Here is a 13,034-nt window from a genome sequence, read left to right on the forward strand (position 1 = left end):
ACCTCCCCATTTCCCTCGCCCTGGGCCCCTTCTGTGTGGTGCCCTGTTAGGTGGGCCTGTTTTCCCGGAAGAGCCAGGCCGCCGTGGAGCCGCCCGCCAGGAGCAGGGCACCGCCCGCCCCGGCGGCCAGGAGCCCGCGGCGGGTGAGGGTGGGAGCGGAGGCCGGACCGCCGCCGTCCGGTGTGCCGGTGGCGGGGAGGGAGGAGGCGAGGGTGTCGGGGTCGGGGTCGCGGTCGGGATCGGGGTCGCGGTCGGGGTCGGGGTCGGGCAGCGCGAGGGCGGCGGCCGAGCGTTCGGCGATCAGGGCGGGGAGGCCGGGCAGTGCCCAGGGGGCCGGCGGCGTGGGCGGTGTGGAGGCCAGGGCCAGCGCCGCGCGCGGGTCCTGGCCCCCGCCGCCGCCCGCCAGCGCGTCGCCCACCTCCCCCGCCGTCGGCCGGGCCCCCGGGTCCTTGGCCAGGCAGGCGGTGACCAGGGGCAGCAGGGCAGGCGGTACGCCGCCGAGGTCCGGCTCCTCGTGGATCGTCCGGAACAGGACGCCCGCCGGGCTGCCCTCCCCGAACGGCCGCCTCCCCGTGGCCGCGTACACCAGGACGCAGCCCAGCGAGAACACGTCGCACGCCGGCCCGACCGGCCCGGCCGACGCCTGTTCGGGGGCGAGGTAGCCGGGGGTCCCGATCACCGCGTCGGTGGCGGTGAGGGCCGTGGCGCCCTCGTGCCGGGCGATCCCGAAGTCGATGAGCCGGGGCCCGTCCAGGGCGAGGAGAACGTTGCCGGGTTTCACGTCGCGGTGGATCAGCCCGCCCTCGTGGACGGTGACCAGGGCCGCCGCGAGCCGCACCCCGAGCGCCCGTACGGTCGCGGCGGGCAGGGCGCCCCGGCCCCCGACCACCTCGCCCAGGGACGGGCCGGGGACGAACGCGGTCGCCAGCCACGGTTCCCGCGCCTCGGTGTCCGCGCCGAGCACCGGGACCACCCACGGCCCGGTGATCCGCCCGGCGGCCTCCGCCTCCCGGCGGAACCGGGCCCGGAAGCGGGGGTCGGCCGCGTGCTCGGCGCGGATCACCTTCACGGCGGCGAGCGTCCCGCCCGTCGAGCGCGCCAGGTACACCACGCCCATCCCGCCCGCACCGAGCCGGGCCAGCGTGCGGTACGGGCCGACGGTGCGGGGGTCCTGGGAGGTGAGGGGCCGCACGTCAGCCCTTCGGTTGCGGGGCCGGGCCGATGTAGCGGTAGCGGCCGGCCTCCACCCGGTGGAGGTGAGCGTCGCGGCCCACCAGTTGCTGCCCCTCCTCGTCGAAGGCGTAGGTCCGGGAGATGCCCTTGTACGTGGAAGCGGTGATGGCGGCGGCGAGCGCGGCGCGGCCAGGGCGCCCGTCCCCGGTGGGCGAGGCGGTCGCTGGACCGGAGGGCGCGGCGCTCGGCGAACCGGTGTCCGGCTCGCTCGGTGAACCTGTGTCCGGTGCACCTGTGCCCGGCTCACCCGGTGCGCCTGTGCCCGACTCGCCCGGTGAACCGGCGGGCGAGCCGGTCGGCGAACCAGGTGAGCCAGGTGAACCACCCTCCCCCGCACCGCGCTTCGCGGCGGAGCGCACCAGGGCGGCCACCTGCTGGGCGACGAGTCCGGCGACGTCGTACGCCTCGGCGGACCAGGCGGCGGGGGCCGCGCCGAAGCGCTCGCGGTGCGCGGCGGCGAAGCCTGCCGCCCCGGCCACCGCCCCGACTGTCGCGCCCGCTCCCGCGTCCGTGAACGGGGCGATGAACTCCCACCCCTCGGCGGCCTCCCCCGCACGCTCCAGGAACTCCGGCACCATGGCGGTGTGTTGGGCCACGCGCGGCCCCTCGAAGGGCGTGCCGGCCAGGGCGCGCGCGGCACGGGCGGCCCCGGCCGCGTCCCCCGCGTAGAAGAGCGCGTCGCTGCGGTGGGCGAGGAGGTCCGCGATCACCGGCCCGAGATCCGTCGTCCCGGGCGGGACCACGCGCGGGTGGGTGGTGGCGGTGGTGAGGCTGGGGGTCATCAGGTTGGCCGCGTACCCCGCCTGGTACGCGTCCTGCCCGCCTGACCGGTCGATCAGGACACCGAGCCGCTCGACGCCGGGGCGCAGGACGAGGCGGCTGACGATGGGGACGCAGAGCGCCGCGTAGGAGGGGGAGGCCTGGAAGAAGGCGGCGTTGACGCGCCGCGGGTAGGCGATCCGGAGCGACGACACCGTCAGGAGGGGCAGCACCGCTTCGTCGTACGCGGGCAGCGCGGCGGCGGTGGCGGCGTCGCCCGTCGGGCCGATGACCGCGAGTACGTCCCGGTCGCGGGCGAACTCCTCGGCCACCCGCACCGAACGTGCCGGATCCCCCTGGTCGTCGAGCACCTTCACGGCGAGCGTGAAGGGCTTGTCCGTACGGGAGTTGAAGCGGTCGACCGCCAGCCGCACCCCGCGCTCCTGCGCCCGCCCGGCCGCCTTCCGCGCGCCCGTCAGGTCGGCGTGCACGCCGATGATCCAGCGCCGCCCGGCGGGAGCGGCGCCCCGGCCGCCGGACTCGTGGCGGGCCAGTCGTACGGCGGCGAAGGCGCCCGCCCCGAGGACCACCGCACCGCCCGCCGCGAGCGCCAGGAACCGCCGCCGGGCCGACACCGACACCGGCACTGTCTCCGGCTCCGGCTCCGGCTCCGGCTTCTCAGGGGACGCGATCACCGTGGCATCGATGTCGGGCAGCGCCAGCATCTCCGCCGACCGCTCCGCGACCATGCGGACGGCGTCCTCGGGCAGCCAGTCGGCGCTCGCGCCGTCGCCCGGCACGTCCTGCGCGATCCGCGTGTCCAGATCGGCGGCGGCCGGGCGGGCGGCCGGGTCCTTGGACAGGCAGTCCGCGAGCAGGGCCCGCAGTTCGGGGTCGTCGACGCCGCCGAGATCGGGTTCGTCGTGGACCGTGCGGTAGAGCAAGGCGTCGACGGCCCCGCTGCCGAAGGGCGGCCGGCCGGTGGCCGCGTACGCCAGGAGGCAGCCGAGGGAGAAGACGTCCCCCGCCGGCCCGGCGCCCGCCCCGTTCCCGGTCGCCTGCTCGGGCGGCAGGAAGCCGGGGGTGCCGACGACGAGGCCGGTGGCGGTCAGCGCGGTGGCGTCGGCGGTCCGGGCGATCCCGAAGTCGATGAGCCGGGGGCCGTCCGCCGCCAGCAGGACGTTGCCCGGTTTGACGTCCCGGTGGACCAGTCCGGCCCCGTGGACGGCGCTCAGGGCGCGGGAGAGCAGCCGGCCGAGCACGCGGACGCTGCGGGCAGGCAGCGGACCGCACCGGGCGACGACCTCCGCGAGTGTCGGTCCTGGCACGAACTCCGTTGCCAGCCAGGGGGTTTCGGACTCGGTGTCGGCCCCGGTGACCGGGACGGCCCAGGGGCTGTCCACCCGGCGGGCCGCCTCGGCCTCGCGGCGGAAGCGGGTCCGGAAGCCCTCGTCCCCGGCGTACTCGGGGAGGATCACCTTGAGGGCGGCGAGCGCTCCGGCGTCGGTGCGCCCGAGGTAGACGACGCCCATGCCGCCCGCTCCGAGGCGGCCCAGGAGCCGGTGTCCGCCGATGCGCGCGGGGTCGTTCGGTCGCAGTGTGTCCATCGCCCGGCCTCAGCTCTGCTTCCCGACGGCGGTCTCCAGCCGGACCAGCATGGCCGCCTGCGCCTCGATGACGAGGGCGTCGACCTCGTCTTCGGTCCGCCCCTTCGCCCCCTTGCCGGTCACGGCGACGGTGACCTGGTACGTCTGGGCCTGCTGCCAGACGTAGTGGTGCGGCCCGCCGAGTTCGGTGGACCGGTACTCGCCGGTCTCGCTCAGCGCGTCCTCGGAGTTGGGCTGGACCTCCTCTCCCCCGAGCAGCGCGGCCGCGATCATGCCGCCGATCTGCTCGTCGGCGGTGAGCTGCTGGGTGGGGCAGCGCATGGTCTCCTCGATGGACCGGGCCATCTCCCACTCCGCGTCCTGGCGGGTGCGGTGGACGGTGACGACGGCGGCGAGCCGGATGGGCCCCTTGCCCTGGGCCGCGGGCACCTCGAAGGACCGGGTGCGGGTGGCCAGGACCGTGCGGGCCGGCTTCTCCTACTTCCAGACGCAGTCCGCGCCGAGCACGGGCCAGGTGTCCGGGCCACTCTCGTACGGGCTCCGCTTCACCACCCCGGGGCCGAAGGCGTCGGGGCCGACGATGACCCGGTCGATGAGGTCGAGCGCGGCGGCCCGGGTCCTGGGCAGGCGGGCGGGGTCGGGCTCGGGCACGGCCGAGGCGCCGGCCCCGGTGGCGGCGCTCGCACGCGCGCCGTCGCCGCCCGAGGGGTCCGGGCTCTCCGTACCGGGGCTGTCGCCCCCGCCGCCCGAGCATCCGGCGAGCAGCAGCGGCACCATCACGAGGACCGCGGCACTCCGCCCCCGTCTCCGCCCCTGCCCCCGACCACCGAACCGGCCTTGGCCTAACGGCCCTTGACAGTCCACAGCGCTCCCCCGCTCTCTCGACGCAGCGCCGATCATAGGTTCGGCGGGCGCGGGCGGAGCGGCGTCGGCGGGGGACTGTTGCGCCATCGGAACACACGTGACAGGGCCCGCATGTGTCCGTCTACAGCTGCCGGCGCGACTTCGGCCGTCAGCACGGCGACTTCGGCACCCAGCACGACTTCGGCCACAGCACGGCAACTTCGGCGCCCAGCACGACTTCGGCCATCAGCACGGCGACTTCGGCGCCCAGCACGACTTCGGGCGTCAGCGCGGCGGCTTCGGCTCCCAGGAGGTGGTCTCGGCCAGGAAAGCGGTGATGTGCTCGACGAGAGCGTCCGGCCGGTCCTCCGGAAGGAGCGTGTAGCTGTCGGTGACCTCCACGAGCCGCCCCTGCGGGAGGAGTTCGGCGAGGCGTCGGCCGTGGTCGGGCGGCATGACCCGGTCCTCGGCGGCCCAGATGACGAGTGCGGGACGGTCGAACGTACGCAACTGCTCGGCCCATTCCAGCAGTTCGGCCTTCTCCGGCACTCCGAGCACATACGTCCGCAGGTCACGGCGGATCTCCTTGGAGGCCCACAGAGGACGGAACCAGCCGTCCATGACCGCGTCCGGGACGGGCCGCTTGCTCATCCGCCCCCAGGTCATGGGCAGCCGCCGGGCAGGCTTCAGCCTCAGCAGGGTGAAGGCGAACTCCAGCCCGCCGGGCAGCCTGGCGAGGGTGGCCAGGTTCCGGCCGGGGAGTCCGGGCGGGTAGTTGTCGAACGCCTCGCAGGACGTGATGACGAGCCTGCCGATCCGGCCGGCCCGCCCGTCGGCGACGAGCGCCTGGGCGCCGCCCCAGTCGTTCATCACCAGGGTCACGTCGTCCAGCCGGAGCGCCTCCAGGAACTCCGCGACCAGCCGGGCGACGCCGAGCACCGTCAGGTCCGCGTCGGGCTCCATCGGCCGGCGGTGCCCGCCGAGCGGCAGGGTCGGCACGACGCACCGCACCCCGTCCCCGAGTCCGGCGACGACATGGCGCCAGAGCGAGCCGTTCATGGCGACACCGTGCAGGAGGACCACCACCGGCCCGTCGCCGCCGCTGTCCTCGTACTCGACCACGCCGGCCGAAAGCCTCACTTCGTTCATGACGCCAACGTAGTACGGGCCCAGGGCCGACAAACCGACAGAAACCCTCAGGGCTCGTCACGTTCAGACCTTTGCACGAACACCGGCGAACTTTGAACACAGGGGTGACGAAGTATGGACGGCGTCGGCAGAAGCCTCCTACTGTTTCGTCGCGACCCGCCGGAGTCACGCCGGGGTCACGCAGCCTGACCCGCACGAGCCGAACGTTCACCCCCGGGCGCCGGGTGGCCCCACCCACCGCCGCGACGTGCCTCTCGCTGCGAGGGGCCAGGAGGAAGAATGCATCCACGGCCGTTCCCTCTCTTCCGCAGACAACCCGCCCTCAGGCGCCGACCGCTCCGCAGGCATCTGACCGGCCTGCTGGCCTCCTCGTTCCTCATCGGCGCCCTCGCCGCCGTCCCGGCCACCGCCGCGCCGGCCGCGCCGGACGAACTCCCCCCGCAGGAACCGGGGGTGACCCTGCGTGTCTTCGATGTGCGGGTGCCTCTGGAGGAGTTGTGCGACATCAAGGCGGGCCAGACGCCCAACGTCGACAAGCTGATGCCGCAGATCGACTGGGACTCGGCGGACGACTTCGGCTTCGACGACCACTTCGTCTCCCAGGTGACGGCCAACATCGACGTCCCCGAGGACGGTTCGTACGCGTTCCGGCTCACCAGCGACGACGGGTCCCGGCTGCTGATCGACGACCGACTCGTCATCGATCACGACGGGTTGCACGGTGCCGACCCGAAGGACGGGACGGTCCCCCTCACCGCCGGCCACCACTCCCTGCGCATCGACCACTTCGACCGCACCGGCGGCCAGCGGATCACGCTCGCCTGGCAGCCGCCGGGCGCCGACGACTTCACCGTCGTACCGGGCTCCGTGCTGTCCACGGACGCCGACGTCGTACGGGTGACGGCGCCGGGCCGCAAGGAGTGCGAGGGCGTGCTCGACTCCCCCGGCGACGGGCTGCCGTTGACCGAGGTGCACCCGGACTACGCGCTCACCGATCTGCGCCCGGCGGGGTTCGAGCCGCAGGTCTCCGCGATGGACTGGCTGCCGGACGGGCGGCTCGCGGTGACGACCTGGGGCGGCACGGACAACGAGATGGGTGAGGTCTACCTCCTGGACGACGTCCGGGGCGAGAGCGGCCCGGACCGGGTGAAGGTGAAGAAGGTGGCCGAGGGGCTCAAGGAGCCCATGGGCATCAAGGCCGTCGACGGCAGGCTCTACGTCTCGCAGAAGCACGAGCTGACCGAGCTGGCCGACACGGACGGCGACGACGTCGTCGACGAGCGGCGGACCGTGGCCACCTGGCCGTACGGCGGGAACTTCCACGAGTTCGCCTTCGGCCTGCTCCACCGCGACGGCCACTTCTACCTCAACCTGTCCGTGGCGATCGACCTCGGCGGCGCGACGACCGACCCGCAGCCGGCGCCGGACCGCGGCTCCACCATCAAGGTGAACCAGGAGACCGGCGAGGTCAGTCACATCGCCGGTGGCCTGCGCACACCCAACGGCATCGGCTGGGGCCCGGAGGACGACCTGTTCGTCCTGGACAACCAGGGCGGCTGGCTGCCCTCCTCGAAGCTGGTCCACGTCAAGCAGGACCGCTTCTTCAACCACTACACCAACCCGTCGGGCCCCTTCGACACGAAGCCGGTCACCAAGCCGGTGCTCTGGCTCCCGCAGAACGAGATAGCCAACTCGCCCAGCACACCGCTCCAGTTGACCGAGGGCCGGTTCGCCGGACAGATGCTGATCGGGGACGTCACGTACGGCGGCATCCAACGTGCCTACCTGGAGAAGGTCGACGGCGAGTACCAGGGTGCGGTCTTCCGCTTCACCCAGGGCCTGGAGGCGGGCGTCAACCGGATCAGCATGGGCCCGGACGGCGCGATCTACGCCGGCGGGCTCGGCGCGGGCGGCAACTGGGGCCAGGAGGGCAAGCTGACGTACGGGCTCCAGAAGCTCTCCCCCAGCGGTGACGAGGCGTTCGACATCCTGGCGATGCGGGCGAAGCCGGGCGGCTTCGAGCTGGAGTACACCGAGCCGCTCTCGGAGGAAACGGCGGCGCGGCTCGCCGAGAGCTACCGGGTCGAGCAGTGGACGTACGCCCCCACCCCGGCCTACGGCGGCCCCAAGATCGACGAGGAGACCCTCCAGGTCGGCTCGGCGACGCTCTCCGAGGACCGCAAGAAGGTCACGCTCACGCTGCCCGGCCTCAAGGCGAACCGCGTCGTCCACGTCCGCTCCCCGCGCCCCTTCTCCTCCGCGAACGGCACGGAGCTGTGGTCCACGGAGGCCTGGTACACACTCAACTCCCTGCCCGGCGACCAGCCTCCGGCCACCCTGTACGAGGCGGAGGAAGCCACCCTCACCGGCGGCGCGGGCGTCGACACCGAGCACGCGGGCTACTCGGGCGGCGGCTTCGTCGACGACTTCGGCACCGAGGGCGCGGCGGTCACCTTCGACGTGAGGACCGGGAAGGCGGGGACGTACGACGTCGGCCTGCGCTACTCCAACGGCCCGGACCCGGCCCCCGGCACCAGGACGGTCAGCGTCCACGTCAACGGCACGAAGGTCCGTCAGACGAGCCTGGCCTCCACCACCGACTGGAAGACCTGGGCGACGAGGAACGAGCAACTGGAGCTGGAGGCGGGCCACAACACCATCACCTACTCCTACGACAGCGGCGACACCGGCCATGTGAACCTCGACATGATCGCCGTCCACCCCGAGGGCGCCCGCATCCCGCTCTTCGACGGCACCGACCAGGCGAACTGGCAGCACCCGGACGGCCGCACGCCCGAATGGCCGGTGAGCGGCGGCGAGATGGAGATCGCCAACGGCGACCTGCGCACCAAGCAGGGGTTCGAGGACTTCCGCGTCCACGTGGAGTTCTGGCTGCCGAACCTCCCGCCGGACGTGACCGGCCAGGACCGCGCCAACAGCGGGGTCTACCTCCAGGAGCGGTACGAGGTGCAGATCCTGGACTCGTACGGTGACGACACGCTCGCCGACGACGAGGCCGGGGCGATCTACACGAAGAAGGCCCCGGACGTGAACGCGGCCACGGCCCCGGAGACGTGGCAGACGTACGACATCACGTTCCGCGCGGCCCGCTTCGACGCATCGGGCGACAAGACCGAGGACGCGAGGATCACCGTGGTCTGGAACGGTGTCACCGTCCACGACGACGTGGCGGTCGACGGCCCGACCGGCGGCGGCGCGGCCGAGGCCGCGACGGCGGGGGCCATCAGGCTCCAGGACCACGGCAGCAGGATCAGGTACCGGAACGTGTGGGTGGAGCCGCTGACGTAAGGGCGGCAGACCCGGGAGAGGGGCGGTGGCCCACGGGCCGCCGCCCGGGGAGCGGTCTTCTGGCCAGCACCTGACGCAGCGTAGGGACATCGGCTCCGTCCTTGATAACGTCGCCCCCGCGGCTGTGGACTTCTCCCCCGACCCGGTCGCGTGGTGGGTGGAACGGGGACCGGTCGCGGCAGGACGAAGAGGGCCGACAGATGAGCCTTGCACAGGTGCACCACATCTCCGCCGCGCCGGAAGACGAGGAGAGGACGGGCCGGTTCACGGCGGTCGGGCCAGGGGTGACGGCCGCGCTGCTCGCGGAGATCGAGCCTCTGGTCGGGTATGCGCTCCCGGACGGGTCGTCGCACCGGCCCGCCGACGCCGAACTGAGGTCGCTGCCGCAGGCGTTCACCTACGCCGTACTCTCCGACGGCAGCCGCCTCGTCGGCCGTACGGCTCCGGCACGCGGCGAGGCCACGGCGCCCGTACGGTTCCACACGCACGCGGTGCACCTGCCCCCGGGTGTGCCGCTGCCGGGCGACCGGCTGCCGGTGGAGGCGTGGCGGTCGCCGCACTGGGTCTCCGCGACGCCTCTCGGCGGGGCGCTGCCCGACCCGCTCGGCACGCTGCCGCCGGGCCCCGCGCCCGTACGGGAGGGGCTCGACGACTTCGCCGTCTCGCGCGGCCCGTGGCTGGCGGCGGTCCTGGCCGATCTGCGCCGGGCGAGCGAGGAGGCCCCGGCGGGTGGGCCGGTGGTGCTGGTGGAGAAGCGGAGCGCGGATGTGGCCCGCTGGCTGGGGCTGGCGGCGGCGGCCCTGCCGAGGGAGAGCGTGGAGCGGCTGACGTTCACCACGTACACCCGGCGGCCGGGGAGTTCGGCGTTGCGGGTGGTGGGGGCGCTGCCCGAGGACGCGGCTGCGGCGCGTGAGGCGGGGTTGCGGGTCCATGTGTGCGCGGACCGGCCCCCGGCGGACGGTGTGCCGGACGTGTGGGCCAGGACCGCGGCCCGGGTGTGGCGGAGCCGGGCGCCGGAGCTGTTCCAGGAGGCGCGTGAGCTGCCCGGGGACCCGTTCGCCGCCGGGCCGTTGGCCGTGATCGCCCTGTGTTCCGGGGTCACGCTCGGGCCCGAGGAGCGTGCGGCGGCGGCCGCCTGGGCGGCGGAGCGGCCGTACGCGCTGGACGCGAAGCGGATCGGCCAGTTGGTGGAGGCGCTGACCTCGCCCGGGATCGACGACCGTACGGGCTCCGAATTCGACGCGATGGGACGGCTGTTCGGCGCGCTGGACGGTCGGTGCCCGGCCTCGGTCACCGTGCCGCTCGCCGCGATGCTGGTGACGGAGGCGGTGCGGGGCGGCAACGGTTCGCTGGAGCTGCCGCGCCGGGACGCGTTCACGGGCCCGGACGGGGAGGCCGTCGCCGGAGTGCTGGGGCCGGAGATCCTGGCCGAGCTGGAGAGCGGCGCGGGTGCGGCGCGGCCGGTGGCGCGGACCGTACAACTGCTGCGGGTGGCAAGGCTGTTGGGCGTCGACCGTACGGAGTTGCTGCCGGGCGTCGTGGACCGGCTGGCCCCGGCGCTGCTGGCGGAGGCGGGGGCGGACGAGGCCGACGGGGCGCCCGCCTTCGCTCCGGCCCTCCTGGAGCTGCTGGACGAACAGTTCGACGTACGGACCGCGTTGCTCGGCGCGCTGGACCGGGTCGCGCCCGACGACCCCGGGGCGGTGGCCCGGTTCCTGGAGCGGGTCACGCTGCCGTTCACCGGCACGCAGGCGCTGCCGCACCTGCGCATGTGCGCCGAGGTGCCGGTCGCGACGACGACTCTCGGCCGGGACCGGACGGGCGTCTGGCACCGGGTCCTGCGGGCGGCCGGCCTCTCCCCCTTCGCCGAACCCCTGGTGCTGCGTACGGGGGTGGGCCTGGTCTGGGAGGACCGGGCCCCGACCGTGGAGGAGGCCAGGCTGCTGCTGGAGGCGGCGACCTCGGACGCGCACCGGACGGCCGGTACGTGGGCCCGCCTGGTCGACGCCGCGCTCGGCGCCCCGGCGGACGCGGAGGACGCCACCGCCCTCGCCCACGACCTGTTGCGCGGCTTCCCGCAGGAGATCGGCGGCCGGGAGCGGGCCGCGCTCCAACTCCTGGACCTCTGCCGCGACCTGCGGACGGGGGCGCCGGAGCCCGGCTGGGCGGAGCAGGTCCGTACGCTGCACGACCGGGCCGAACCGCTCGAACCGGCGGTCCGGGAGCGGGCGTTCACCGCCCTGGTCGAACGCCTGCTGGCCCCGGACCGGCCGGGGGCGGAGCTGTACGCCTTCGTCCAGAGCGACGACACCGAACTGATCGCCGCCTACGACCACGCCGCCCGCTCGGAGCCGACGCGCGCCCGGCTGAGCACCCAACCCGCCTACGCGGCGGACTGCTTCACCGTCTGGACCGCCCACCCCCACGCGGGCGCCGCCTGGACGACCACGGCCGCCGCCCTCCTGGAGGAGGTGCTGCGCCCCGCCGTACGGGGAATGTCCGCCGAGTCGGTCGCCGAGGTCGAGGAGACGGTGGGCCGGACGGGCAGCAGCGGCCGGGCGAACGCCTTCCGCGACTGGAGCAGGTCGAGCGCGCTGGGCCGCCTGGGCCGCCGGATCGCGGGCCGGGTACGGCGGGGCTGACCCTGAGCGGAGAGTACAACCAGGGGATCGAGAACCATGCGAAATGGAAAAATCGAATCATCGATCTCGTCGGGGCCAAGTACGTCGAAATGATTCCTGTGGGCGGGGACGTCGTCACCTGGGTCCAGGAGGACATCACCGAAGCAGTCGTGGAGAAGTCAAAAAAGGAGGACCTGGGGAAAGCGGCACTCACAAAGGGGGAGAGCTACACGCAAGCTGAGGAAGCAACCAAGAAGGCAGCAGCAGCTGCCGTCGCCACGGGCGGCAAGGCAGCCGGGCTGACACCTGCGGAATACAGCGTCTTCCTGGGGTCCGCTTCCACCGAGACGGGGAGTGCATACTCCAGCGGGCGCTCCTTGTCCGTGGAAAACCGCCCCTGAGGGAGGGACCACCATGCGTCACATCAAAAGATTCGCAGCAGCCATCTCCCTCTCACTCATCGCAGCTACAGTCGGCTGCGCCGAGGAAGAGACAAAAACTGCCCCGAAACTACCGGAGCAGTTCTGCTGGAACGCGTTCGACCGCAACGACATTCAACCCTTCCTGCCCGTGGGCGACAGACTGAGTCAGGACACCAACGCCTTCTCCTTCTCGGAGCGCAAGCAGTCGGCAAGCTGCCTCGTTCATGTCGATGGGGACAGCGCGTTCAGCGCACGTGCAAGTTTCCAGGAGACCGAGGCCGGTTTCGAATGGAGTTCGTTCGACCGACTTGATCCGGACCCGCTCAGCATCGGAAAGAAGGGCATCGCGTGGGACACCGGAGCACTCACCTACTTTCCCTGCAAAACGCCCGTCGACTCTGGCCCATCAACCGCGAACTATCTTGAGCTCAACATTTTCCTCAGCGGCGCCCGGGTGCAGAACCACCGTAAAACCCTCCCCGGCCTCCTCCAGCAGTTCACCACCTTCGCGCAGAAGGAGCTCAAGTGCGCCTGACCTGACGGCGTACGGCGTCCCGCGCCCCTGCCCGCCGGTCCGGGCCGGGGCACCGTTCCGAGGGGCCCCGGGGCGCTGGCCGGGGAGCGCATCGCCGCGGTGCTCCCCGGCGCGCGATGCCCACGACACAGACAGGTCCCGGCCAGGAGGGCCGGTGGGCGGGGCCGCCCACTAGAATCGTGGTCATGTCGAAGCCTGACGAGTTGCTCGTTGATGTGGCCACCCTGGTGGAGTCCGGAAACAGCAACCAGATGTCGCTGACCGTGGTTGCCGGGGGTGCTGTCATCACCGGCCGACTGGCCCCCGAGGCCGTCTGGAGGCAGCGGGTGTCGGAGGTTCTGGCGGACTCGGTCCAACTGAGCGAGTTCTCCGCCGCCTTCACCGCCACCTCGCGCAAGGAGGGGCCGCCCACGCATCTGCATTTCCATGTGGCGCGGATCCTTCAGGGTTCGGTGGGGATCCCGGAGACGGGCGGGATGTACCGGGTGGCGATCGAGGACGTCAGCGCCTGGACCATGGGCGACTTCAGCTACTCCGACCACTGACCCCACCCGCC

Annotated in this window: 7 protein-coding genes and 2 pseudogenes; 5 read left to right on the top strand and 4 right to left on the bottom strand. The window is 73.2% G+C overall.

Annotation, left to right across the window (positions count from 1 at the left end):
• Positions 1 to 70 precede the first annotated feature (70 nt).
• The 4 genes and pseudogenes from AB0917_RS19830 to AB0917_RS19845 form a co-directional block, all read right to left on the bottom strand.
• A pseudogene (locus AB0917_RS19830) lies at positions 71 to 1,192 on the bottom strand (serine/threonine-protein kinase); the annotation flags it as partial.
• 1 nt (position 1,193) lies between these two features.
• Positions 1,194 to 3,599, bottom strand: coding sequence for a bifunctional serine/threonine-protein kinase/ABC transporter substrate-binding protein (locus AB0917_RS19835; protein ID WP_366820901.1), 2,406 nt, complete (start codon positions 3,597 to 3,599; stop codon positions 1,194 to 1,196).
• A 9-nt stretch (positions 3,600 to 3,608) separates the two neighbouring features.
• A pseudogene (locus AB0917_RS19840) lies at positions 3,609 to 4,373 on the bottom strand (hypothetical protein).
• Between the two features lie 354 nt (positions 4,374 to 4,727).
• On the bottom strand, positions 4,728 to 5,591 hold the full coding sequence (locus tag AB0917_RS19845; RefSeq protein ID WP_366820902.1) for an alpha/beta hydrolase: 864 nt from the start codon (positions 5,589 to 5,591) through the stop codon (positions 4,728 to 4,730).
• Between the two features lie 279 nt (positions 5,592 to 5,870).
• Between AB0917_RS19845 and AB0917_RS19850 the strand changes: the two genes are divergently transcribed.
• From AB0917_RS19850 to AB0917_RS19870, 5 genes are all read left to right on the top strand, one after another.
• Positions 5,871 to 8,900, top strand: a complete 3,030-nt coding sequence (locus AB0917_RS19850; RefSeq protein WP_366820903.1) for a family 16 glycoside hydrolase — start codon at positions 5,871 to 5,873, stop codon at positions 8,898 to 8,900.
• A gap of 200 nt (positions 8,901 to 9,100) precedes the next feature.
• Positions 9,101 to 11,542, top strand: a complete 2,442-nt coding sequence (locus AB0917_RS19855) for a GTPase-associated protein 1-related protein (RefSeq protein WP_366820904.1) — start codon at positions 9,101 to 9,103, stop codon at positions 11,540 to 11,542.
• A gap of 98 nt (positions 11,543 to 11,640) precedes the next feature.
• Positions 11,641 to 11,922, top strand: coding sequence for a hypothetical protein (locus tag AB0917_RS19860; protein WP_366820905.1), 282 nt, complete (start codon positions 11,641 to 11,643; stop codon positions 11,920 to 11,922).
• Positions 11,923 to 11,935: 13 nt separating this feature from the next.
• Complete coding sequence (locus AB0917_RS19865) at positions 11,936 to 12,478, top strand: hypothetical protein (RefSeq protein ID WP_366820906.1); 543 nt, start codon at positions 11,936 to 11,938, stop codon at positions 12,476 to 12,478.
• Positions 12,479 to 12,663: 185 nt separating this feature from the next.
• Positions 12,664 to 13,023 (top strand): hypothetical protein, encoded by a 360-nt coding sequence (locus tag AB0917_RS19870; protein ID WP_366820907.1) that lies wholly within the window; start codon positions 12,664 to 12,666, stop codon positions 13,021 to 13,023.
• The last annotated feature ends 11 nt before the right edge of the window (positions 13,024 to 13,034 follow it).

The sequence above is a fragment of the Streptomyces sp. NPDC007346 genome (genome assembly GCF_040703535.1).
Taxonomy (GTDB): Bacteria; Actinomycetota; Actinomycetes; order Streptomycetales; family Streptomycetaceae; genus Streptomyces.